The following is a 21,740-nucleotide window of genomic DNA, read 5'->3' on the forward strand; positions in this document are numbered from 1 at the left end:
CGCTTACTATGCTCTAGCCCGGAAAGCCAGTCGCTTCTCAACGCCCGTCATGCGGCAACGCCAATGGCACAAGTCATCGCTTACGCCGAAATGGCGCGCGATATCAGTCACAGACTTCCCAGCACTGCGGTGATGATAGAGTGCTGCTTGAGGCAGCAGGAGTGCGCCTCCCAGCCAATCAGCTTCCTCTTCCTGTTCATCTGAATAGTCGGAGAGCAGTACCAAGCCCGCGGGCGAGACCTGTACGCTTGCCGGGGTGTGATCCAGAATTGAGTGTGCGAGTTCGTGCATCAACGTCGAGGCTTGGCGACGTTTGCTATGGACTGAATTTAGCACGATCAGGAGGAGGCCATCTTCTGCCAACGTCATTCCCGACCAACTGTCCGGATCCCGCTCGAGAAGTTGGGCTGCATGCTGTGGGGGCAAGTCTAGTTCGTTTGCTGCGAGAACGTATGCTCCCAGCGATTCGGCATATACCCAGGGATCAAGTTTTTCGAGCGCGCCTAAACCCAGCGAAGCCCGAGCAGCCTCTGATAGTCTCTCAGACTCAGCCTTAAACCCCCTGCGCATTCTTATTGTTGCTGCAATGCCAACCGAGCCTCTTTAGCCCGTTGTGCAGCCAAGATAAGTTCTGCCAACGATTCGGCGGTTTCCGGTGAGAAGGTCTTCTTCTTGCGGAAATGGACAACCGCAGCTTTTTTGCTCGGCTCTTCGCTCGTCTCAATTCCTAGGAAGATCGCCGGATCGACGCCAAGCCAACGGCAGATCTTAGCGAAAGTTGCCAAGTCAGGCACATTTCCATTCTCTACCCTGGACAAGGTCGCCGAACTTACCCCCGCCTCGGCAGCAGCCGATCTTATCCCACGGTTGCCCCGTTTCTTTGCGATCAGGCGCCCCAGATCCTGGATAGGAAGGGTTTCCATAAAATTCTCCAACAGCGCCCCTTGACTCTCAAGGACCGCCGGCGATAGTGTCTCACGTGTAAGACAAGTCGTCTCATGATTGATACTGCCTTACACAAGAGACGGGGAATCACGCCGAGCTCTCTGAGTCAAGAGATAGTGCGGCCGGGCGCCCCTTCAACGTGCAGAAAGGCAGTAAATATGAGTGGTAAGAATCAATACGTCGTGCGGAATGGAAACGGTTGGGGCGTTCGGGGCGAAGGCAATAGCCGTCTCACCGGCTCGTTCGAGACGCAAGCCCAGGCTATCGAACGTGGGCGCGAAATCGCCCAAAATCAAGGTGCCGAACTCCGCATCCAGGGCGCGAATGGCCAGTTCCGTGAAGCTTGGTCCTATGGGAACGATCCCTATCCGCCGAAAGGCTGAACTGTTAGGCCGCTCCCGTCGGAGCGGCCCTTTTTTGGAGGCGCTGATGCGCAAATTGCCTAAGCTGAAGCCGCTCCGTCCGCTGAAGCCGCTTGATCGAATGCAGAACATGAAAACGCTGCGGCCGCTCGGAAAGACGAAGTGGGTAAGGGCGCATTGGCGCTACGACTATGCCCGTCATCAGTGGGAATGGGTTCTTGGACACTGGGCGAAATAGGAGAATTCGATGGTGAAGATCACTGGTTTCGATAAGCTGACTAAGACGCTTGACGACGCATCCCGTGCGTTCAAGGAACTTGACGGCACGATCACGGAGGTCCGTTTTGACCCAAACGATCAAGCCAGCATCGATGAAGCGATCAGGGCGATGGAGAACGCGATCGATCAGAAAGTGGGTGCTTTTCGGAGCAATCCAATGGTGGCCCAACTGATCCCGCAAATGAAGGCCAGGTACCGGGATGGCATTCTCGCCCGCGCGGAAAACGCTCGGACCTGTTCGAACTAAGCGGGAACGCTTCGTCTGATTTGTGAAACGATTAGTTGAAATGTAGGAATTTGCCTTCTATCTTGAGCGCAATCGAACCCGCCAGGCCTCTACCCGAAAGGGCATGCACACTTGGCGGGTCTTTTATTTTCAGCACCACAGAAGCTAAGTAGCTTGGTGACTCGCCCTTTCAATAAACCCGCAACGACGATCGCCCAGCAGATTGCGCACCTGACAGCGCAAGGCATGGCGATCGCAGATGTTCCTCGTGCAGAGCATTGGCTCCGCCATGTCAGCTACTATCGCTTGAGCGCTTATTGGCTCCCATTCGAAAAGCCTAAGGGCCAGCCCGGTCCAAGATTCCTGCCCGGTACTGACTTCGATACAATTACCGCCCTTTACGAGTTTGACCGCCGCTTGAGGCTGTTGCTGTTGAATGCGATTGAAAGAATTGAAGTCGCAGTTAGAGGAAGCTGGGCTTATGCGCTGGCACAGCATGGCGGCCCGCACGGCTATCTGGATGCTGCGCTCTACACCGACCGTCGCCAGTTCCACGACAATCTTTCACGCCTTGCGCGCGAGGTCGGTACGTCCCCCGAAACCTATATCGATCATTACCGAAAGACATATGATGATCCGGCAATGCCCCCGGTATGGATGGTGGCTGAGATGATGTCTTTCGGCCAACTATCCCGCTGGTATTCCTCTTTGGATGACAGGGCTCTACGGAATGTAATTGCCCAACCCTTGGGTTTACCCGAAGCGCTCCTCGTTCCCATTCTCAAACATCTCTCGATCGTACGAAATAGCTGCGCGCATCACGCTCGTCTGTGGAACCGCGGATTTCTGATCAGGCCGAAACTGCCTAACAAGCCCGCCGACCTAGCCGCAACCTTGGAACCGCCGGCTGGAAATGGCCCTGCTATGCTTTACAATTCGCTGGTCTTGATCGGCTTTCTTGCTGGAAAGGTGGATCCGACTTCTACTTGGGCGGCCGATCTGAAGGCGTTGCTAGCGACCCATCCGACAGGTCACCTTACGATGATGGGATTTCCGGCTGGGTGGTCTGGCCGTCCTTTATGGCTTTAGGGCAGGCGGCGATGGCAAGACATTCGATGCGATCTCCCACATTAGCGCGACACCGGCGACTAGGCCTGCCGAAGCAATACGAAACTGCAAATTCGAAACCTCAGTTTTTACCGCGACTTCAAATCCGCGCATAAAGTTCTGGATGTGCCTGAGCCAGCTTGAGCCTCGCGGCGCGCGCCACCTCGAGTCGAGGAATGGTCGCCTCCCAGGCTGCCAACGCCGCAACCAGATGCCCGGATCGTTGCAGAATTCGATCAGCCAATTCCACGACAACGAGATTGGGTGTAGCCTCAGGGGTAGGCATTCGGTGAAGGCCACGGATCAGGCGGCTTCGCGTTGATCCTCGGGCGCGCACCAATTCCAGGGCAGCAGTTCGTGAAGACGGTTCTGGGGGATGTCGGCGATGCGCGCGAGAACGTCGGCAAGCCAAGCCTGCGGATCGATGTCGTTGAGCTTCGCCGTGCCGATGAGGCTCAGCATGAAGGCAGTGCGCTGACCGCCGCGATCTGAACCGGCGAAGAGCCATGATTTTCTGCCCAGGGCTATACCTCTGAGCGCCCGTTCCGCCGCGTTGTTCGAGAGGCATATGCGGCCGTCGTCGAGGAAGGCTGCGAAGGCGGGCCATGTCTTGAGCATGTAATCCATGGCCTCGGCCACATCGCTGTTCTTCGATAGCTTCAACCGGCTGTCGCGCATCCATTCTTCCAGATCGGCAACCAGCGGTGCGCTGAGTTCCTGCCGAAGAGCAAGGCGCTCCTGGGCCGATCTGCCGTTGATGGCGCGCTCGATATCGAAAATCGCGTCGATGCGGCGGACCGCCTCCACTGCCAGCGGCGAGATAACGGCCTTTTTGCGGCGCTTCTTGAGCTGCGCGGCGACATCGGCAAGCTCGAAGAAATAGCGGCGCGCGTGGCTCCAGCACAGGGCACGGGTGAGCGGCGCCGGCAGGCGATCGCCATGGAACAGCGCATTATAACCGGCATAGGCGTCAGCCTGAAGGATGCCTCTCCAACTACGAAGATGGCCCACGGGATGCTCGCCCCGCCGGTCGCGGGAATAATGGAAGATCGCCGCAGGCGGCGCGGGTCCGCCAAAAGGTCGATCATCCCGGACATAGGTCCAGATCCGGCCCGTATCGGTCTTGGTCTTGGCCAGCACCGGCACCGTCGTATCGTCGCCATGCAGCCGCTCCGCGACCAGGACATGCGCCTCGATCAACAGATAGAGCGGCATCAGCGCAGCGGTGCAGGTGCCGACTTGATCGGCCAGGGTGGATAGGCTCAGGTCCACGCCCTCCCGGGCATAGCGGTCACGCTGGCGGTTGAGCGGCTGATGCGCGCCGAACTTCTCGAACAGCAGCATCGCCAGGAAGCTGGGGCCAAAGAGCCCGCGGGGCGTGACGTGGAAAGGCGCCGGCGGTTGGGTGATCTTCTCGCAATCACGGCAGGAGAACTTCTCCCGCACGGTCTGAACCACCTTCCACTGGCGCGGCACGACCTCAAGTGTCTCGGTAATATCCTCACCCAGCTTGCACAGCCGATCCGAGCCGCAGCAGGGGCACGCATCGGGCGCGGCGATGACGACGCGTTCGCGTGGCAGATGCTCAGGCAAGGGCTTGCGGGCGGGCCGCTTGCGTTCAAACGGTGCGACGTTGGTCTTCGCCGCTGCCAGGGCAGCCAGAAGCTCATCTTCGCTGGCAGCGGTCTCGCACTCCTCGAAGGTCAGTTCCATCTGGTCGAGCAGATGGCGCGTGCGTTCGGATCGCTGGCCAAAAAGGGTACGACGCATCTTCTCGTTCTGCAGTTCGAGAAGGGCGTTGCGGGCTTCCAGGTCAGCGTTGATGGCCTTGATGCGGGCGACTTCAGCGGCGACAGCCTCGGCAGCGGCAAGCCGCTCGCGAAGGCTGTCGATCTCTGCTTGCGCTTCGGTCCCCATGGCCAATGGCATAGCCGAAAAGCACCGAAATCCCTAGCTTCTTAGGTCATGCCGGGGCTTTTATCCGGCCAATGTCGGGCGCCAGGTGGCCTGCGGATTACGCCAGTCGATCGCCTCCAACATGCAGGCCATCTGCGAGGGGGAAATGGCAATCACCCCGTTCACCGCAGAGGGCCAGATGTACTTCCCGCGCTCCAGCCGCTTGGCATAAAGCGACATGCCGACACCATCATGCCAGATGATCTTGCAGAGGTCGCCGCGGCGTCCCCTGAAAATGTAGAGGTCGCCCGCGAAGGGATCACGTCCGAAACTTTGCTGCACCTGCAGGGCCAGGCTGCGCATGCCGCGCCGCATGTCCGTGTGCCCCGTTGCAATCCATATCCGAACGCCGGAGGGGACTGGGATCACGGCTTGACCGACCGCAGCACCGCCGACACCAGCCCCGGCGAGGCGCCAGCAGTTATGCGCACGATCGCCCGCTCGAACTCCACGATGATCGCCGATCCGCTCGTTGGCATCGGATCGGGCTGCACCTGCACTTCTGCAAAGCCTTGGGCTGCCTGCCCCATCTCTCGCCGCCATCTGTAGATCTGGTTCGGCCGAAGATCGGCGCGGCGGGCAATCTCCGCCACGTTCGCACCGGGCGCCGAAACCGCCGCGACCAGTTCGCGCTTCTGCTGGTCGGTCCATACACGCCGCCGCTCCGGCCCCGAAATTACCGTAATCTGGCTCATCGCACCGTCCTTAGTATCGGTGCAAACACCGGCGTTTGCACCGGTGCCATGTCAAAATATCAGCCGATCACCGCAAGGCGGCCCTCACCGGAGCGATACCCTCAGGGCGGACCGCCAGCAGGCGATCGAGCGCTTCGCGTTCTGCGCCCGGACCAAGCCGGTCGGCAATTATGGCTAGAGCGATCGCGGTCGAGCGCCCGACGCCGTGAAAGCAGTGAACTAGCAAAGAACCTTCCATATGGAGCCGAGCAAATTCTATCGCCGCGCCAACCTGCTCAGCGGTTGCAACGCGGATGCCAAGGCTCGTGACATCCACATCCTCAAACGTCAGGACAAGATGCGCTGGCGCAGGCTTACCTCCAAATCGAAGCCGCAAATTCTGCCGTGCATGCGGATCTTCAAGAGTGATGATGGCATCAAATCGTCGCTTGTGCCTCTTTGCCTGAGCAAGGCTTCCTACCGCGATCGAGCCAGGGACAGGTTCACTAATTTCCGAAGACATGCTTCGATCTCCCCCAGTTCGCCCAGCCTACGACGCTCACTTCGTTGCGCGCCTGAAATTCGCCTTCAGCACCTTCCCGCCGGTCTGCAAGTCATCAAGGTAGTTCGACCAGTGCCGCATCATCCTGACACGCTCGTCCCAATGAGTGCCGCGCGCATACGCTCGTCGAACATCATTGGATTCGACATGCGCCAACTGGCGTTCGATGGCGTCCGGATGCCACTTGCCCATTTCGTTCAGGAGCGTGCTTGCGGTGGCCCGGAACCCATGGGCCGTCACCTCGTCTTTCCCGAACCCGAGCCGTCGCAGCGCGGCATTGAGAGTATTGTCGGTAATCGGTCGATCAGCGGAACGAACGCTGGGGAAGAGATATTTGCCGCTGCCGGTAATCGGTTCCAGTTCGGCCAGCATGTCCAGGACTTGCTGCGTGAGCGGCACTTTATGGGGACGACGCATCTTCGTCTTCGCCGCCGGGATGGTCCAGACGGCCGCCTCGAAATCGAATTCCTTCCATTCAGCCATTCGCAGTTCGCCAGGGCGCGGGAACATATGCGGCAGCATCTTCAGCGCGATTCGCACAGTGGGCTGGCCGTCATGGGCATCGACCGCGCGAAGGAGGCCGCCAAGTGCCTTGGGCTCCAGGATCGCCGCCCGGTGTTGCGGCTTCGGCGTTATTAGCGCGCCGCGAAGATCGACGGCCACGTCCCGCTGCGCGCGCCCGGTCACGATCGCGTAGCGAAAGATCGTGCCGAAGGTGCTGCGAAGGCGGTTTGCCGTCTCATACCGCCCGCGCACCTCAACCGTGCGGAGGACTTCCAGCAATTCGGGTGCAGTGAGGTCTGCGATGGGCCGGTTGCCAATGAGTGGGTAGGCGAGATCGAGCAGCCAGCGCATCTTCTGGAGCGTCTTGGACGCACGCCCCTCGATCTCAAGGCGGGCAAGCCACTCATCGGCGATCGCCTTGAAGGTTTCCTCTGATTTGGCCTTTGCCTCGCGAACCTTGGCCTTCCGCACTTCAGCCGGGTCTTGCCCGTCCGCCAGCGCTTCCCGCGCCGCCGTTCTCTTCTCGCGAGCCTTGGCGAGAGATACTTCGGGGTAGCTGCCAAAGGAGAGCGTCTTCTGTTTTCCGAGGAAGCTGTAGTTCATCCGCCAGAGGCGGCCGCCCGTCTCCTTGACCAGAAGATATAGGCCCAAGCCATCGGTCAGCTTGTATGGCTTATCCTTTGATTTTGCTGCATTTATCGCCGTCACCGTGAGGGCCATCATGGTATCTCCGAAATGGCAAATTGCCGGATACCATGAAAATACCATGATCAGGGGGTGGCTGACAGTGCACCCCCGGGGACGTGGGGGGACGAGGGGCTATTGAAAAACCCACGTTTTCCGCCATTTTCTGGATGGCACTGGACGCTGCTGGATGAGGAAAAAAGAACAAATGGTGCCCGGGGACGGAGTCGAACCGCCGACACTGCGATTTTCAGTCGCATGCTCTACCAACTGAGCTACCCGGGCACGGGCGACGGTGAGGACCACCTGTCGTTTGGTGAGGCGTGCCTATAGGCATCAGGCCGGGGTGCTGTCTACCCCATCTTCGTCACTTTTTTTCATCTCGTCTGAAGCAGGTGCGCCGGGGACGCGGTAGCCCTCGCCCAGCCATTGCAGAAGGTCGCGATCGCGGCAGGCCTTTCCGCAGAAAGGGCGGGTTTCGGGGTGCGAGGGCTGGCCGCAGATCGGGCAGGAGGAGGCTTTAGAAGACATGGCCGGCCGATATGGTTAGTGCCGCGTCCGCCTTCAAGCCGATCACGCCGCCGCGGCGTTTGGCGAGCTGTTCGATCCAGTCGGTCGCCTTGTGCAGGCGGTCGATGATCGCAGGCGCTGCCGTGATCGTCGCGGGGCCGCCATTGCCGTGGCGCTCGGCGCGGCGCAGCAGCGCCAGGGCCGCCGTCTCGACCGGGTCGGCGCGGAGCAGTTCCATGAGGTTCATGCGTTCCCGGCGGCGGATGATCTGGACGAAGCCGAAGCCGTTGACCGCCGTGCGCTCGAAGGGGAGCGGCAGATATTTGTCGATCTGGGCGGAGGCGACGGCGCGCTCGTCCTTGTTGTTCATCGTCGGCAGGTCGATGCCGATCGAGCCGGTCAGGCCCATGCGGCGGATCGCCTGCGCCGCCAGCTTCGCGCCCTTGGGGCCGAGCTTGGCCGGGGGCAGGGAGCCGTCGACGTCGATCAGGATCATCGCGGGCGTGGGGAAGATGCGCAGCGCCGCTTCCTCCGTGCCGATCTCGCCGGAGATCGCCTCTTCCATCAGTTCGCTCCAGCCATGGGCTTCGAAGCGGTCTTCCTCATGCGCGGGGCAGGGGATGATGGGCAGGCCGGTGGCGCGCAGGCGCTGGAGCAGGCTGGGGGCGGGATGCGCCTTGGAGCCGGGCTGGGCAATGCGCGCCTTGGCGAGCTTGGCGCGCCCTTCCTCCGGGATGGCTTCGCGCAGGATTTCGAGGAGGATTGTCGCGCCCTCCGCGATCTTCGGGGGGATGGGTTCGACCAGCACTTCCTCGCCGGAGATCAGGCGGGCGATGCCGCGCTTCTTCGGGATGACGGTGCGGATAAGCTTGCCCTGTATGACCGCACCGGCACGGGCGGCGTCGCTTTCCCGCTCGATCTGCGCTTCGACCAGCCGGCCCTTTTCGATCAGCGCGGCGCGGGCCTCGCCAATGCCTTCTTCGTAGAGCCATTCGGCCATGTGTGGTTAGTCCAGTGGATAGCCCGCTGCCTTGAGCAGCGCGCGGGTTTCGTAGAGGGGCAGGCCCATGATCGCGCTGTGGCTGCCCTGCATGGCGCGGATGAGTCCGGCGGCGCGGCCCTGTATCGCATAGCCGCCCGCCTTGCCGCGCCATTCTTCAGAAGCGATATAGGCTTCGATTTCGGGGCGATCGAGCCGTTTGAACGTGACGATATTGGTCGAGAGGCGGTGGCGGGCCTTGCCCTCCGCGTCGATCAGGGTGATTGCGCTGAAGACGCGATGGCGGCGGCCGGACAGGAGTTGGAGGCACTCGCGCGCTTCGGCTTCCGTTTCCGTCTTGGGCAGGATGCGGCGACCGGCGGCGACCACCGTGTCGCCAGACAGGACCAAGGCGCCGGGGTGACGCCCTGCCACCAGCGCGCCCTTTTCGGCGGCGACGCGAGCGGCGTAGGCGGCGGGAAGTTCGCCCTTCCGGGGTGTTTCGTCGAGGTCGGCCGGGTCCACCGCGTCCGGAGACGCGCCGATCTGACCCAGAAGTTCACACCGTCTGGGAGAAGCCGAAGCAAGGATGAGCCGCATGCGTGAGGCGGCTTATTTGAAGCGGTAGGTGATCCGACCCTTGGTCAGGTCGTAGGGGGTCAGTTCGACCAGCACTTCGTCGCCCACCAGCACGCGGATGCGATTCTTGCGCATCTTGCCGGCAGTGTGGCCGAGGATCTCGTGATCATTTTCAAGCCGCACGCGGAACATGGCGTTGGGGAGAAGCTCCACAACCTGTCCGCGCATTTCAAGCAGTTCTTCTTTTGCCATAATATCCTGGAAAGCCGAAAAATCGCGCCGCCATAGCGCCAAAATGCGGAAAAAGAAAGTCAGGCGGGACGTCCGAACTTTTCACCGGCTTTTTGAAGCACCGCGAAGACGTGATCGAGCTGATCTGCGTCAAGGCAATAGGGCGGCATCAGATAGATGGTGTTTCCCAGCGGCCGCAGCAAGAGGCCGTTTTCATGGGCAAAGGCGCGCAGGCGCGGCGCGACGTCGGACAGATAGCCGGCGTCCGGCGTGATCAGGTCGATGGCGGCGATGGCGCCCAGCCGGCGAGCCTTGGCAAAGGCGGGATGCGCGCCGAGTTCTTCGAGTCGATCCGCCATGGCCTGGCCGAGAGTTGCGATGCGGCCAAGCACATCCTCCTCCCGCCAGATGGCGAGATTGGCGGCGGCGGCGGCGCAGGCGATGGCGTTGGCCGTGTAGCTGCTGGAATGGTAGAAAAGGCGGGCGCGGTCGGTGGACCTGTGCGCGTCGAAGATGCGCGGCGTGGCGAGCGTCGCGGCGAGCGGGATCGCGCCGCCGGTGATGCCCTTCGCCACGGCCATGATGTCCGGCACCACGCCGGCCTGATCGCAGGCGAAAAGGGCGCCGGTGCGGCCCCAGCCGGTCATCACCTCGTCCGCGATGAAAAGGACGTCGTGGCGCGCGCAGATCGCCGCCATGTCCCGCAGGACGGAAGGCGGGTAGATCAGCATCCCCCCTGCCCCCAGGATCAGCGGTTCGACGATGAAGGCGGCCGGCCTTTGCGCGCAGGCGGCCTCCAGCGCGTCGAGCGTCGCCTGTTCCTTGCCCTCATGGGGAAAGGGGACCGTGTCCACATCGAACAGCAGCGGCGACCAGGCGGCGTTATAGACCCCGCGTTCCCCCACCGACATGGCGCCGATGGTGTCGCCATGATAGCTGTGCTGGAGGACGAGGATGCGGTGGCGCGGGTCGGAAAGGCCGTCCAGCGCCCGGTTGTGCCAGTAGCCAAGCGCCATTTTCAGCGCCACTTCGACCGCCGTGGAGCCGCTGTCCGAGAAGAAGGCATGAGCGAGCGGGTCGCGGTCCGCGGCCCTGGGGGCCAGTTCGATCAGCCCGCGCGCCACCTCCTCCGCTGGTTCATGGGTGTAGCCGGCGAAGATCAGCTGGTCGAGCCGCCCGGCCTGCCCGGCGATCGCCGCGGCGATCCGGGGATGGCAATGGCCGTGGGTCGTGACCCACCAGCTTGAAATGCAGTCGATCAGCGTGCCGCCGTCGGCCAGATGCAGCAAAGCCCCCTCGGCCCGGCGGACGAGGGGGATCGGCTCGTTCAAGCCATGCTGGAAAAAAGGGTGCCAGACGGGAGAGGTCATGGCCGCTGCTTAGGCCGATGACCTCCCCCAATGCAATGATGCTTCCAACGCCGCGCTTACTGGGCGGGCGGCGTGGTCGGCGAAGCCGGAGCCGCACCGGCCGCAGGCGCCGCCGGAGCGGCGGGCGCGGACGGAGCCGCCGCCTGGATCTTCTGCTGGAGCGCGGGGTCAGCCGCAGCCGCCTGGCCGATCTGGTTGAACTTTTCCGGCGGAATGCCGGACGCCTGAAGCGCGGCCAGCATCTTGGGCTGCTTGTCGGCTTCAGCGATGGACGTATCCTGCTGAATTTTCGTCACCTCGACCGCAGCGGCGGCGAACTGCTTGATCTCCGCATCGCTGAACGTGCTCGCGCCCGCCGCCGCTGGAGCAGCCGGGGCGGCGGGAGCGGCAGCGCCCTGCGCCAGCGCCGGGCCTGCGACCGCCAGCGCGATCGAGGCCATGCCGCTTTTCAGAATGATTGATTTCAGACCCGTCAAAATGCTTCTCCTCAAACTTGCACAGACTTTGAACGCCAAGCTGAGGAAGAGGTTGAACCGATAAAAGGGCGATCCGACAAAATGTTGCATTTAAGAGACGGTCAACAAAGAAAATGCGGTTAATCGCCCGTAACTCACGATTCATCGTCCGATGAAATCATTACGTAACAAGAACGAAAATGGGGCCGGAATCACTTCCGGCCCCCGCTCCATATCCTTACCAGATCTTCACGCGATCTTGCGGTGCAAGATAGATCTTGCCGCCCGCATCAGGCTTGAAAGCCGCATACCACTGATCGAAGTTGCGTACGGTGTCGGTACGATATTGCGATGGCGAATGCGGATCGGTGACGAGCCGCTGGCGCAGATTGGGTTCGCGATAATTGCGCCGCCACACCTGCGCCCAGCCCAGGAAGAAGCGCTCGTCGCCGGTGGTGCCGTCGATCACCGGCGCGGGCTTGCCGCCCAGGGATGCGTGATAGGCGTCGAGCGCCACCGCGACTCCGGCCAGGTCCCCGATATTCTCGCCCAGGGTGAAGGCGCCCTTCACATGCGCGCCCGGGAAGGGTTCATAGGCGTCATATTGCTTGACCAGCCTGTCGGTCAGCGCCTTGAAATTGGCGACGTCCTGATCGCTCCACCATTGGTTGAGCTTGCCGGTCTCATCATATTTCGCGCCCTGATCGTCGAAATGATGGCTGAGTTCATGGCCGATCACCGCGCCGATGCCGCCATAATTGACCGCCGGATCGGCATGGGGATCGAAGAAGGGCGGTTGCAGAATGGCGGCGGGGAAGACGATCTCCACCATGCCGAAATTGGCGTAGGCGTTGATCTCCATCGGGGTCATGCCCCATTCCCAGCGATAAATGGGCTTGCCGAGCTTGCCCATCTGATAGTCGAACTCATACTGGTTCGACCGCAGCGCATTGCCGAACAGGTCGCCGCGCTGCATCGTCAGGCCGCTATAGTCGCGCCATTTGTCGGGATAGCCGATCTTGGGCGTGAAGGCCGCCAGCTTCTTGTGGGCGCGGGCCTTGGCGGCGTCGCTCATCCAGGTGAGACCGTCGATGCGGCGGCCCATGGCGGCGATCACGTTCCTGACGAGCTGGTCCATCGCCGCCTTGGTTTCGGGCGGAAAATATTTGGCGACATAGACCTTGCCCACTTCCTCTCCCATGGAGGATTTGAGGAAGTCCACCGCCCGCTTCCAGCGCGCCTCGCGCTCCGGCGTGCCTGAGAGGGTGGTGCCGTAGAAGGCGAAATTCTCATTGGCGACCGCGTCCGGCAACTGGTCGGCAAAGCCGTGCAGCGTGCGCAGCAGCAGCGCGTCCTTGAGCACGCCGACCGGGGTCTTGGCGATCAGCGCGGCTTCCCCGGCCACGGCGCTGGGCTGCGACACCAGCAGATCCTTGGGCGCGAGCCTGTTGGCGGCGAAAAAGGCGGCGAAGTCGAAGCCCGGCGCGGCCTTTTGCAGATCGGCCAGCGTCATCTTGTTATAGGTCTTGTCGGCGTCGCGGCTGTCGACCTGGGTCCAGTGGACCTTGGCCACTTCCGTTTCGAACGCCATCAGCGCGGCGGCGCGGGCCTTGGCATCACTTTCTCCCGCTAGGGTCAGCATCTTTTCCAGATGCGCGACATAGGCGGTGCGGATCGCCGCCATCTTGGCGTCGGGTTCCAGGTAGAAGTCGCGGTCGGGCAGGCCCAGGCCCGACTGGTGCAGGACGAGGATGTAGGTTTCCGGGTCCTTGTCGTCCTGATTGACGTAGAAGCCGAAGGGGCCGTCGATGCCGGCGCGGGCGGCTTCGGCGGCGAGCCGGGCATAGGACGCCTTGTCCTTCACCGCCCCGATCTTCGCGAGCCACGGCTTGACGGGGTTCAGGCCCTTCTTCTCCACCGTCGCGGCGTCGAGATAGCTGGCATAGGCATTGCCGATCTTGCTGTTCGGATCGCCCTGCGCGGCGTCGAGAATGGCCTTGGTCCGTTCGCGGGACAGATCGTCCAGCGTGTTGAAAGCGCCGTAATTGGACTTGTCGGCGGGGATGGGCGTGTTCTTCGCCCAGCTACCGTTGGCGTAGTCGTAGAAATCGTCGCCGGGCTTCACCGACCTGTCCATGCCGGCGCTGTCGAAGCCGTAGCTGCCATAGGTGGGCTTTGCGGCGGGGTCGGTCGTCTGACCGGTCTGGGCCACGGACGCGCCTGCGGCCAGCGCAACTGCCGCCGCGCCGAGGAGGAGATATTTCATCAAAGCTTTCCCTTGCTTTATGCGATGCAGGGAATTGAGCGCTTCGAAGCGAGGATGTCCATGTCGTTTGTCGAAAAACTTGGGCGTTTTCCGCTTTGCCTCACCGGTCTTTAGCCGGGCAGACGGATCGATGCTGCGAAAGCCGTCCGCAACTGCCCCGCATCCAGCGGATCGAGACAGGGCAGGCGGCCAAGGCTGGGCACCTGGCCCAGCAGCGGAACGATCCGTTCATTTTCCTCATGCGGTTCGCCGATGAAGACGATGCCGGCGATGGGGATGGCCCGCGCCCGCAGGGCCTCCAGGCTGAGCAGGCTGTGGTTGATGGTGCCAAGCCCCGTCCGCGCGCAAAGGATCGCGGGCAGGCCCCAATGCGCGAACAGGTCGATCATCAGCATCCTGTCGCTGACCGGCACCATCAGGCCGCCGGCGCCCTCGACCACCAGCGGGCCGTCCACCTTCGGCAGGGCAAGCCGGTCAAGCGCGATCTCCACCCCGTCGATCCGCGCCGCCAGATGGGGGGAGGCGGGCGTGGTGAGGCGATAGGCTTCGGGCAGGATATGCGCCGGAGGCAGGCCCGACAGCGCGGCGACCCGCTCCCTGTCGCCCTCCGGATCGACGCCCGCCTGCACCGGCTTCCAATAATGGGCGCCAAGGGCACCCGCCAGGCCGGCGGCAAAGACCGTCTTGCCGATGTCCGTATCGGTGCCCGTGACGATGAAGCCGCTCACGTCGCCACCCGCCGCAAAATGTCGCCCAGGGCGGCGATGTCGGCGCGCCCCACGTTCAGCGTCAGCGAGATGCGCAGCCGGCTGGTGCCCGGCGGCACCGTCGGCGGACGGATGCCGCGCACGTCGAAGCCGGCCTCCTGCAAGGCGGCGGCGGTGGCCATGGCGCGGCGGTCCTCGCCCAATATCACCGGCACGATCTGGCTGCGCGGGCTTGGCAGGCCGAGCGGCGCGCAGATATTCTCGCCCGCATCGACCATCAGCGTCTTCAGCCGCTCGCGCAGGTCGCCCGCCTGCTCGATCCGGTCCAGCGCGGCGGAGACCGCCACCGCCATCAGCGGCGACGGCGCGGTCGAGAAGATGAAGGCGCGCGCCCGGTTGATGAGGTAATCGATCAGAATGCGCGGCCCGCAGATCAGCGCGCCCTCCACGCCCATCGCCTTGCCGCAGGTGTGCAGCGTCACGACATTGTGCAGCCCGTCCAGCCCGGCCGACAGGCCCCGTCCGGAAGGGCCGAAGACGCCGGTGCCATGGGCCTCGTCCAGGATCAGCATGGCGTCATGCCTGGCCGCCAGCGTCGCGAGGTCGCCGAGCGGCGCCATGTCGCCGTCCATCGAATAGAGCGTTTCGACCGCGATCCACACCCGCCCCTTGCCGCCCTCCTGCCGCCAGGCGGCGATCAGGTCGGCAAAGCTTTGCACATCATTGTGGCGGGCGAAGACGGCCGCGGCCTTCGACATGCGGATGCCGTCATGGACGCTGGCGTGAATCAGCTCGTCCGCGACGATTAGGTCGCCGCGCTGCGGCAGGGTGGAGAACAGCGCCAGATTGGCGGCAAAGCCGTTGGCCATGAACAGCGCCGCCTGGGTCCGGAAGAAAGCGGCGGCCTTCGCCTCCAGCCCTTCATGTTCGGGCGCGTTGCCGCGCAGCAGGCGCGATCCGCCGGACCCCACCGGCACCCCGCGCGCCACGGCATCGGCCACGGCCTGACCGATGATCGGATCGCCCGCCAAGCCGAGATAGTCGTTGGAAGCGAAGTCGCGCCCGGCGCGAGGCGTCAGGCTGCGCAGGCGGCCGCGCTTTTCCAGCGCGGCGAGCTGCGAACGGAAGGGTTCGCTGGTCATGGCGCGGCCTATAGGCCCGCGGAGCGGGAGCGGGCAAGCCCGACCGCCGATCCGCCGTCCGGCTTTGGCACGGTGGGGCGGATAGCGGGCGTTCGCGTTCGGTTCAGGTGAACCGTGCCCCTGCCTTCGCGGGAGCACGGCGCATTATGAGAAAAGCTGAAAGGCAGAAACCACCCTATTCCGCCGGTTGCGCCGTCGCAGCGCGGTTGTCGCCGGGCTTGTAGGTCAGCAGGCGGCGGCCCAGGCGCGGGCCGACCCATTCCTCGATCCCCAGCGCCAGGCTGAATGTCGCGGGCACGATCACCAGCGTCAGCACGGTCGAGAGGATGAGCCCACCGATCACGGTGATGCCCATGGGCGCGCGCCATGCGCCGTCGCCGCCCAGCGACAGGGCCGTGGGCACCATCCCCGCCACCATCGCCACGGTGGTCATGACGATGGGCTGGGCGCGCTTGTGCCCGGCGTCGATGATCGCCTCCAGCTTCGGCACGCCCTTGCCCATCTCCTCCAGCGCGAAGTCGATGACGAGGATCGAGTTCTTGGCGACGATGCCCAGCAGCATCAGCAGGCCGATCAGCACGGGCATGGACACCGGATTGCCGGTCAGGTGCAGCGCCACCGCCCCGCCCAGCGGCGCCAGCAGCAGCGACCCCAGGTTGACGAACGGAGGCATCAGCCGCTTGTAGAGCAGCGTCAGCACCGCCAGCACCAGCATGATGCCGGAAATGACGGCGATGACGAAATTCTGGATCATCTCCGCCTGCCACTTGCTGTCGCCGGTATTCAGCTTCTGCACGCCCAGTATCTTGCCGGCGGCGATGGCCTTCATGGTCGGCAGGGCGTCGATCTTGGCCATGGCCTGGCTGGTCACGATGCCCGGCGCCAGGTCCGCGCCCACGACGATGCGGCGGATCTGGTTGTAGCGGCGGATCTGCGTCGGGCCCGCGCCGAATTCTATGTCGGCCACGACCTTCAGCGGTACGGACCCGCCGCTGACCGTGGGCACCGGCATGTTCTGGATCGTCGCAAGGTCGCGCCGGCTGTTTTCCGCGACCGCCACGCGGATCGGAATCTGCCGGTCGGACAGCGAGAATTTGGCGCTGTTCTGGTCGATGTCGCCGATCGTCGCGACGCGGATCGTCTGGCTGAGCGCGGCGGTGGTGACGCCCAGGCTGGCGGCCAGGTCGAAGCGCGGCTTGATGACGATTTCCGGCCGGTTCATGTCGCCCGCCACCCGCGGCGCACGGATTTCATGGATGCCCGCCATTTCCGCCACCAGCCTGTTGGCGGTTTCCTCCAGCTTCACCGGATCGTCGCTGCCGAACATGATGATGATGTCGCGGCCGAAGCCGCCGCCCGATTGCGACTGGAAATTGACGCGGGCGTCGGCCACCTGCTGGAATTTGGGCGCGACCTTGCGTTCCCATTCGACGGAGGAGATGGGCCGGTCCTTCCTCAATGTCAGAAAGATGTCGGCGCCCGTCGTCTGGATGTCGGCAAAGGCGGCCTCTACCATATCCTTGTCGGCGGCGAGCATGTCCGCGACCTTGCGCGTGATCGCCGTCGTCTGTTGCAGGGTGCTGCCGGGCACGGTTTCGATCTTCACCTGGCTGAAATCGGTGTCGATCGTCGGCTGGAACGACATGGGCAGCGTGCCGAAGGCGAAGATCGTGGCGACAAAGGCCAGGAAACCCATGCCCAGCGTCCAGATGCGGTGGTCGCGAATCCAGGCGGTGAAGCGGGCCATGCCGCCACGGGCGCGATGGGCGACGGCCTTGCGCTCGTCCAGCGACCAGCGCAGCACGGCCATATAGGCGTCCATCAGCCAGCCCTCGCCATGGCTTTCCTGGCCATGCGCCTTCAGGAAATAGGCCGCGATCATCGGCGTGATCAGGCGCGCGACGGCCAGGCTGAGCAGCACCGCGACCACCACGGTCATGCCGAACTGAATGAAGAACTGGCCCGAAATGCCCGGCATCAGCGCGACGGGCAGGAACACCGCGACGATCGCCATGGTGGTCGCCAGCACCGCGAGGCCGATTTCGTCGGCGGCGTCGATGGAGGCCTGATAGGCGCTTTTGCCCATGCGCATGTGGCGCACGATATTCTCGATCTCGACAATGGCGTCGTCGACCAGCACGCCCGCCACCAGGCTGAGCGCCAGCAGCGAGATGCCGTTCAGCGTGAAGCCCATCATGTCCATGAACCAGAAGGCCGGGATCGCGGACAGCGGAATGGCGAGCGCGGAGATCATGGTCGCGCGCCAGTCGCGCAGGAACAGGAAGACGATGACGACGGCCAGCACCGCGCCCTCGATCATCGCCTGCATGGCGCTGTGATACTGGCCCTTGGTATATTCGACGCTGGTGTAGAGCTGCTTGTACTGGACCTTCGGATTTTCCTTCCGGAGCTGGTCCAGCACCTTCATCGCCTCGTCGAAGACGGTGACGTCGGACGATCCCTTGGCCTTTTCCATGCTGAAGCTGGTCACCTGCCGCCCGTTCATCAGGGACAGCGAACGCTGTTCGGCATACATGTCGCGCACGTCGGCCAGATCGGCCAGCTTGACGGTGCGGCCGCCGGAAATGGCGATCTGGGTCTGGCCCAGGGCATAGGCGTCGCGGGCGTTGCCGAGCACGCGGATCGCCTGTTCGGCGCCCGCGATTTCGGTGCGGCCGCCCGCCGCGTTGAGGTTCACCTGCTGAAGCTGCTGGTTGACCTGGGACGCCGTGATGCCATGCGACTGCAGCTTGGCCGGGTCCAAGATGACGCGGATTTCGCGGGACACGCCGCCGCCGCGCTTGACCGCCGCCATGCCCGGCACGGCCAGCAGCCGCTTCGCCACCGTATTGTCGACATACCAGGACAGCTCCTCCAGCGTCATGTCGGTCGCTTCGGCGCTGAAATAGGCGATAGGCCCGCCGTCGATGTCCACCCGGCTGACCTGCGGCTCCAATATCCCTTCGGGCAGGTCGCTGCGGATCTGGTCGACGGCGTTCTTCACATCGTTGACGGCGCGGTCGACGGGCGTGCCGATCTGGAACTGCACATTGGTGTTGGATTCGCCCTCCGACACCCAGGAAGTGATCTCGTCCACGCCGCTGATGCCGCGCACTGCGGCCTCGACGCGCTGCGTCACCTGCGTCTCCAGCTCTGTCGGCGCGGCGCCGGGCTGGCGCACGACGACGCTGGCCATGGGGAAGCTGACGTCGGGATTCTGGTTGACGTCCATCCGGCTGAAGCTGACCAGGCCGGCCAGCAGCAGCGCGACGAACAGGACGATCGGCGACACCGGGTTGCGGATGGCCCAGGCGGAGATATTACGAAAACTCATGACGGCTTCCTCGCCTGCCGGTGGATGCGCCGGTCAGACGCATCCCGCCGCTTCATTTCGACTTGCCGGCTTCCGGCTTCACCTTCTGCCCCGGCGTCAGGAACGCGCCGGCCGAAGCCACGATGCGTTCGTCGCCGTTGAGGCCGTTCAGGATCGACACGCCCGCATCGGTCACCTGACCGATCTTGACGTCGCGCCGCTGCACCTCGTCCCGGCCGTTGACGACATAGACGAAATTGCCCTTCTCGTCGCTCTGCACCGCCGATTCCGGCAGCATCGGCGCGGAGCCGGTGCCGCTGACGATCGCGGCGGATGCGAAGCCGCCCGGACGGATCGCCGGATTATAGGGGATGGCGATGCGGGCGATGCCCTGCCGGGTCTGATTGTCGACCACCGGCGACACCTGCCAGACGCGCCCGGCAAATTGCGCCGTGCCGCCGACCGGGGTCACGGTGGCGCTGTTGCCCGGACGGATCGCGGCCAGATCGCCCTCGCTGACCTGGGCCAGCATCTCCATCTCCCCGCCCTTCGCCATGCGGAACAGCACGGCGCTGCCCGAACTCACGATCTGGCCAGGTTCCACCGCGCGGGTCAGCACCAGGCCCGCGGCGGGCGCGCGGATGTCGAGGCGGCCAGTGCGAGCGCGCTGTTCGGCCAGCTGCGCGACGGCGACGCTGACGCGGGCATTGGCGGCGTCGCGGGTGGCGGTGCGCTGGTCGATGTCGGCCTGGCTGATGAAGCCGCGCGACACCAGCGCCCGGGCGCGGTCGAGCTGCGCCTGCGCCAGCTTGGCGTCGGCGCGGTTGACCTCCACCTGCGCGGCGAGGGAGCGGATCTGCTCGGTCTGGACGGAGCGTTCGACCGTCGCCAGCACCTGGCCGGCGCGCACCCAGTCGCCCGGCTGGACCAGCACGCGCGTCACCGCGCCGCCTTCCCCGACCACGCCCACCGGCATCTCCACCCGCGCCGCGAGCGATCCGGTGGCGCTGACGGTGTTGGATACGGTCGACCGGCCCGGGCTGATCACCGTCACGACCGGCGCCTGCACGGCGCCGGCGGGCGCCTCCGCCCCTTTGCCGTGCATGCTGACCCAGGTGGCGGCGGCGATCAGGATGATCGCGATCACGGCGCCGATCGTCAGCCGACGGCGCCAGACGGAGCGTTCCTCCTGCTCGCCAAGGACATTTGCCGGAGCGTCGCCGACCAATGAAGTTTCGTAATTCATCCTGAACCCATCTTTCGGCCATAGGCGCCGTTCGGGTGCTGTATTATATGAATACATCACCCGGCTCAAGCCCCCATTATCACGGCGGTGCGGAGGACGGCAAAGCCCTTCCGTCGTACCTGCTGGCCCTTGCCAAAGCGGCGCGACTATGGCGCTATGCCCTGTATGGCGGCTGGAGGGCGGCGATGGAATTGCTCGGATGGATCATGGTCGGCCTGTTCGCGGGCGCCATCGCGCGGCTGGTCATGCCCGGGCGCGATCCGGGCGGCTGCGTCGTCACCATATTGCTGGGCATCGCCGGCGCGCTGCTGGCGGGCTATGTCGGGCGGCTGCTGGGCGTCTATGCGCCCGGCGAGCAGGCGAGCTTCATCGCGGCGGTGCTGGGGGCGATCGGCGTGCTGGCGCTCTATCGCTTCTTCTCCGGGCGGGGCTGAACGCAAAAAAGGGCCGCGCCCTTTCGGAGCACGGCCCTTTTGATCGTCTCCGGCGCTGTTTAGCGGACCGAACCGCGACGGACCAGATTAACGATCGCGAGCAGGATGATGGCGCCGACCAGCGACACGAGGAAGCTGTAAAGCGTCAGGCCGTCATTGATCGAACCGCCGCTGAAGATCAGGCCGCCGATGAACGCGCCGACGATGCCGACGACGATGTTCAGCAGGATGCCCTGTTGTGCGTCGGTCCGCATGACCATGCTGGCAAGCCAGCCGATGATGCCGCCGACAACGAGCCACAAGATGATGCCCATTTCTCACTCTCCTTGGACCATAGCCCCTTTCGGGTGGGCTGATCTGTTCAACGGAGAAGTCGGCGTTACGTTCCCTTTCGCACTTGACAAAGAAGAAGGCCGCCGGATGACATATCCGGCGGCCTTCCTGTGCGACCCTTCATTGCTGAAACGGATGATCAGTATTTCTGCTGCCGTTCGTAGAGGGACTTGTAATATTGGATGCGCGTCACGCGCAGGCCGTGCATGCCCGAACGGTCGACGGCGCGCTGCCAGCTCGCAAATTCCTCCAGCGTCAGCGAATAGCGCGCGCAGGCTTCGTCCACGGTCAGCAGGCCGCCGTTCACGGCCGCCACGACTTCAGCCTTGCGGCGCACGACCCAGCGAGTCGTATCGACGGGCGGCAGGCTTTCCAGAGTCAGGGGTTCTCCCAGCGGCCCGACGACCTGTGCAGGTCTGATTTTCTGGTTTTCGATCATTATCACCCTCAATAAGCGGCACTGGCGTTGCCGATTTCAGCAGTGCTTGCCTGTTTGCGCTTCAAGCCCTGAACAGGCCCTAAAGCGCCACGGTAAACGCCCCCTTCATCATCCTTTCCCCACCTTTAAACGGTTCGCGATCAACGGGTTAAAGCTGCCCGCGAGCCCCACGGCCTCGATCTTGCCGCCGGAACGTGGCGCGAGAATATCGGCCAGTTCCTGAACCCAGTCTCCCTCGATCTCCTGCCCCCGCAGGACGCCTGCGACCGCCTGCGCGGTGGGGCTGGCCGCCTGCGCCGCCGCCGAAGCGGCCCGCAAGGACGGCCAGACCGGCACGCGCCGCCGGCCCGAAGGCTTGACGAAGCCGGCCTTGAGCCCGCCCGTCCTGAGGAATCCCAGATCCATGGGAGAGCGGTTTACGGAGCAAAGGATAAGGT

The 21,740-nt window shown here is 63.8% G+C and carries 25 protein-coding genes and 1 tRNA gene; 4 read left to right on the forward strand and 22 right to left on the reverse strand.

The window, feature by feature from the left end; translation table 11 throughout:
• Positions 1 to 6 precede the first annotated feature (6 nt).
• Positions 7 to 570, reverse strand: a complete 564-nt coding sequence (locus EWH10_RS22180; RefSeq protein ID WP_083199169.1) for an ImmA/IrrE family metallo-endopeptidase — start codon at positions 568 to 570, stop codon at positions 7 to 9.
• Between the two features lie 2 nt (positions 571 to 572).
• Complete coding sequence (locus tag EWH10_RS18815) at positions 573 to 935, reverse strand: helix-turn-helix domain-containing protein (protein ID WP_242495902.1); 363 nt, start codon at positions 933 to 935, stop codon at positions 573 to 575.
• 168 nt (positions 936 to 1,103) lie between these two features.
• Between EWH10_RS18815 and EWH10_RS18820 the strand changes: the two genes are divergently transcribed.
• The 3 genes from EWH10_RS18820 (at position 1,104) to EWH10_RS18830 (ending at position 2,901) form a co-directional block, all read left to right on the forward strand.
• Entirely contained in the window at positions 1,104 to 1,328 is a 225-nt protein-coding gene (locus tag EWH10_RS18820; protein ID WP_065847217.1) for a DUF2188 domain-containing protein, read from the forward strand.
• Positions 1,329 to 1,554: 226 nt separating this feature from the next.
• Positions 1,555 to 1,833: a type 1 periplasmic-binding domain-containing protein gene (locus tag EWH10_RS18825; protein ID WP_065847219.1), complete on the forward strand. Its 279-nt coding sequence runs from the start codon at positions 1,555 to 1,557 to the stop codon at positions 1,831 to 1,833.
• A 111-nt stretch (positions 1,834 to 1,944) separates the two neighbouring features.
• The gene (locus EWH10_RS18830; RefSeq protein ID WP_229742735.1) at positions 1,945 to 2,901 is read left to right on the forward strand and encodes an Abi family protein; all 957 of its coding nucleotides are present in this window, start codon (positions 1,945 to 1,947) and stop codon (positions 2,899 to 2,901) included.
• 321 nt (positions 2,902 to 3,222) lie between these two features.
• Here EWH10_RS18830 and tnpC read toward each other — a convergent pair whose 3' ends face one another.
• From tnpC to EWH10_RS18915, 17 genes are all read right to left on the reverse strand, one after another.
• The gene (tnpC, locus tag EWH10_RS18835; RefSeq protein ID WP_065847236.1) at positions 3,223 to 4,836 is read right to left on the reverse strand and encodes an IS66 family transposase; all 1,614 of its coding nucleotides are present in this window, start codon (positions 4,834 to 4,836) and stop codon (positions 3,223 to 3,225) included.
• Between the two features lie 60 nt (positions 4,837 to 4,896).
• Entirely contained in the window at positions 4,897 to 5,244 is a 348-nt protein-coding gene (gene tnpB, locus EWH10_RS18840; RefSeq protein ID WP_065847221.1) for an IS66 family insertion sequence element accessory protein TnpB, read from the reverse strand.
• Positions 5,241 to 5,570, reverse strand: a complete 330-nt coding sequence (gene tnpA, locus EWH10_RS18845) for an IS66-like element accessory protein TnpA (protein WP_065847223.1) — start codon at positions 5,568 to 5,570, stop codon at positions 5,241 to 5,243. Before tnpA ends, tnpB begins: the two co-directional genes overlap by 4 nt.
• Positions 5,571 to 5,637: 67 nt before the next feature.
• Entirely contained in the window at positions 5,638 to 6,072 is a 435-nt protein-coding gene (locus tag EWH10_RS18850) for a hypothetical protein (RefSeq protein ID WP_130030169.1), read from the reverse strand.
• 36 nt (positions 6,073 to 6,108) lie between these two features.
• A complete protein-coding gene (locus EWH10_RS18855) occupies positions 6,109 to 7,335 on the reverse strand; it encodes a tyrosine-type recombinase/integrase (RefSeq protein ID WP_065847238.1) in 1,227 nt (408 codons plus the stop codon).
• Between the two features lie 173 nt (positions 7,336 to 7,508).
• A tRNA-Phe gene (locus EWH10_RS18860) sits at positions 7,509 to 7,584 on the reverse strand.
• Between the two features lie 51 nt (positions 7,585 to 7,635).
• Positions 7,636 to 7,830 (reverse strand): DNA gyrase inhibitor YacG, encoded by a 195-nt coding sequence (locus tag EWH10_RS18865; RefSeq protein WP_083199170.1) that lies wholly within the window; start codon positions 7,828 to 7,830, stop codon positions 7,636 to 7,638.
• Positions 7,820 to 8,809 carry a ribonuclease gene (locus EWH10_RS18870; protein WP_065847227.1) on the reverse strand — a complete coding sequence of 330 codons (990 nt, stop codon included), beginning with the start codon at positions 8,807 to 8,809 and terminating at the stop codon, positions 7,820 to 7,822. Before EWH10_RS18870 ends, EWH10_RS18865 begins: the two co-directional genes overlap by 11 nt.
• Positions 8,810 to 8,815: 6 nt before the next feature.
• Positions 8,816 to 9,388, reverse strand: coding sequence for a Maf family protein (locus EWH10_RS18875; RefSeq protein ID WP_044661225.1), 573 nt, complete (start codon positions 9,386 to 9,388; stop codon positions 8,816 to 8,818).
• Positions 9,389 to 9,400: 12 nt separating this feature from the next.
• A complete protein-coding gene (infA, locus tag EWH10_RS18880; RefSeq protein ID WP_003049127.1) occupies positions 9,401 to 9,619 on the reverse strand; it encodes a translation initiation factor IF-1 in 219 nt (72 codons plus the stop codon).
• Between the two features lie 59 nt (positions 9,620 to 9,678).
• Positions 9,679 to 10,968, reverse strand: coding sequence for an adenosylmethionine--8-amino-7-oxononanoate transaminase (locus EWH10_RS18885; protein ID WP_065847229.1), 1,290 nt, complete (start codon positions 10,966 to 10,968; stop codon positions 9,679 to 9,681).
• Between the two features lie 56 nt (positions 10,969 to 11,024).
• Complete coding sequence (locus tag EWH10_RS18890) at positions 11,025 to 11,408, reverse strand: hypothetical protein (protein WP_371873097.1); 384 nt, start codon at positions 11,406 to 11,408, stop codon at positions 11,025 to 11,027.
• A gap of 253 nt (positions 11,409 to 11,661) precedes the next feature.
• Positions 11,662 to 13,689: a M13 family metallopeptidase gene (locus tag EWH10_RS18895; protein WP_044661222.1), complete on the reverse strand. Its 2,028-nt coding sequence runs from the start codon at positions 13,687 to 13,689 to the stop codon at positions 11,662 to 11,664.
• A gap of 110 nt (positions 13,690 to 13,799) precedes the next feature.
• Positions 13,800 to 14,417, reverse strand: a complete 618-nt coding sequence (bioD, locus tag EWH10_RS18900) for a dethiobiotin synthase (protein WP_044661221.1) — start codon at positions 14,415 to 14,417, stop codon at positions 13,800 to 13,802.
• Positions 14,414 to 15,538 carry an 8-amino-7-oxononanoate synthase gene (locus tag EWH10_RS18905; RefSeq protein ID WP_044661220.1) on the reverse strand — a complete coding sequence of 375 codons (1,125 nt, stop codon included), beginning with the start codon at positions 15,536 to 15,538 and terminating at the stop codon, positions 14,414 to 14,416. The genes bioD and EWH10_RS18905 overlap by 4 nt, the downstream gene beginning before the upstream one ends.
• A 175-nt stretch (positions 15,539 to 15,713) precedes the next feature.
• A complete protein-coding gene (locus EWH10_RS18910; protein WP_025549753.1) occupies positions 15,714 to 18,872 on the reverse strand; it encodes an efflux RND transporter permease subunit in 3,159 nt (1,052 codons plus the stop codon).
• Between the two features lie 52 nt (positions 18,873 to 18,924).
• The gene (locus EWH10_RS18915) at positions 18,925 to 20,097 is read right to left on the reverse strand and encodes an efflux RND transporter periplasmic adaptor subunit (protein ID WP_025549752.1); all 1,173 of its coding nucleotides are present in this window, start codon (positions 20,095 to 20,097) and stop codon (positions 18,925 to 18,927) included.
• Between the two features lie 185 nt (positions 20,098 to 20,282).
• On the opposite strand from EWH10_RS18915, the gene EWH10_RS18920 reads away from it, so the two are divergent.
• Positions 20,283 to 20,531 (forward strand): GlsB/YeaQ/YmgE family stress response membrane protein, encoded by a 249-nt coding sequence (locus tag EWH10_RS18920; protein ID WP_025549751.1) that lies wholly within the window; start codon positions 20,283 to 20,285, stop codon positions 20,529 to 20,531.
• A gap of 59 nt (positions 20,532 to 20,590) precedes the next feature.
• On the opposite strand, the gene EWH10_RS18925 is transcribed toward EWH10_RS18920, so the two are convergent.
• The 3 genes from EWH10_RS18925 to EWH10_RS18935 all read right to left on the reverse strand — a co-directional run bounded on the left by EWH10_RS18925 (position 20,591) and on the right by EWH10_RS18935 (position 21,708).
• Positions 20,591 to 20,845 (reverse strand): GlsB/YeaQ/YmgE family stress response membrane protein, encoded by a 255-nt coding sequence (locus EWH10_RS18925; protein WP_025549750.1) that lies wholly within the window; start codon positions 20,843 to 20,845, stop codon positions 20,591 to 20,593.
• Between the two features lie 158 nt (positions 20,846 to 21,003).
• A complete protein-coding gene (gene sciP, locus EWH10_RS18930; RefSeq protein WP_007687284.1) occupies positions 21,004 to 21,303 on the reverse strand; it encodes a CtrA inhibitor SciP in 300 nt (99 codons plus the stop codon).
• 108 nt (positions 21,304 to 21,411) lie between these two features.
• Positions 21,412 to 21,708 (reverse strand): hypothetical protein, encoded by a 297-nt coding sequence (locus tag EWH10_RS18935; RefSeq protein ID WP_025549749.1) that lies wholly within the window; start codon positions 21,706 to 21,708, stop codon positions 21,412 to 21,414.
• Positions 21,709 to 21,740 lie beyond the last annotated feature (32 nt).

The sequence above is a fragment of the Sphingobium fuliginis genome, from assembly GCF_004152845.1.
GTDB classification, from domain to species: domain Bacteria; phylum Pseudomonadota; class Alphaproteobacteria; order Sphingomonadales; family Sphingomonadaceae; genus Sphingobium; species Sphingobium fuliginis.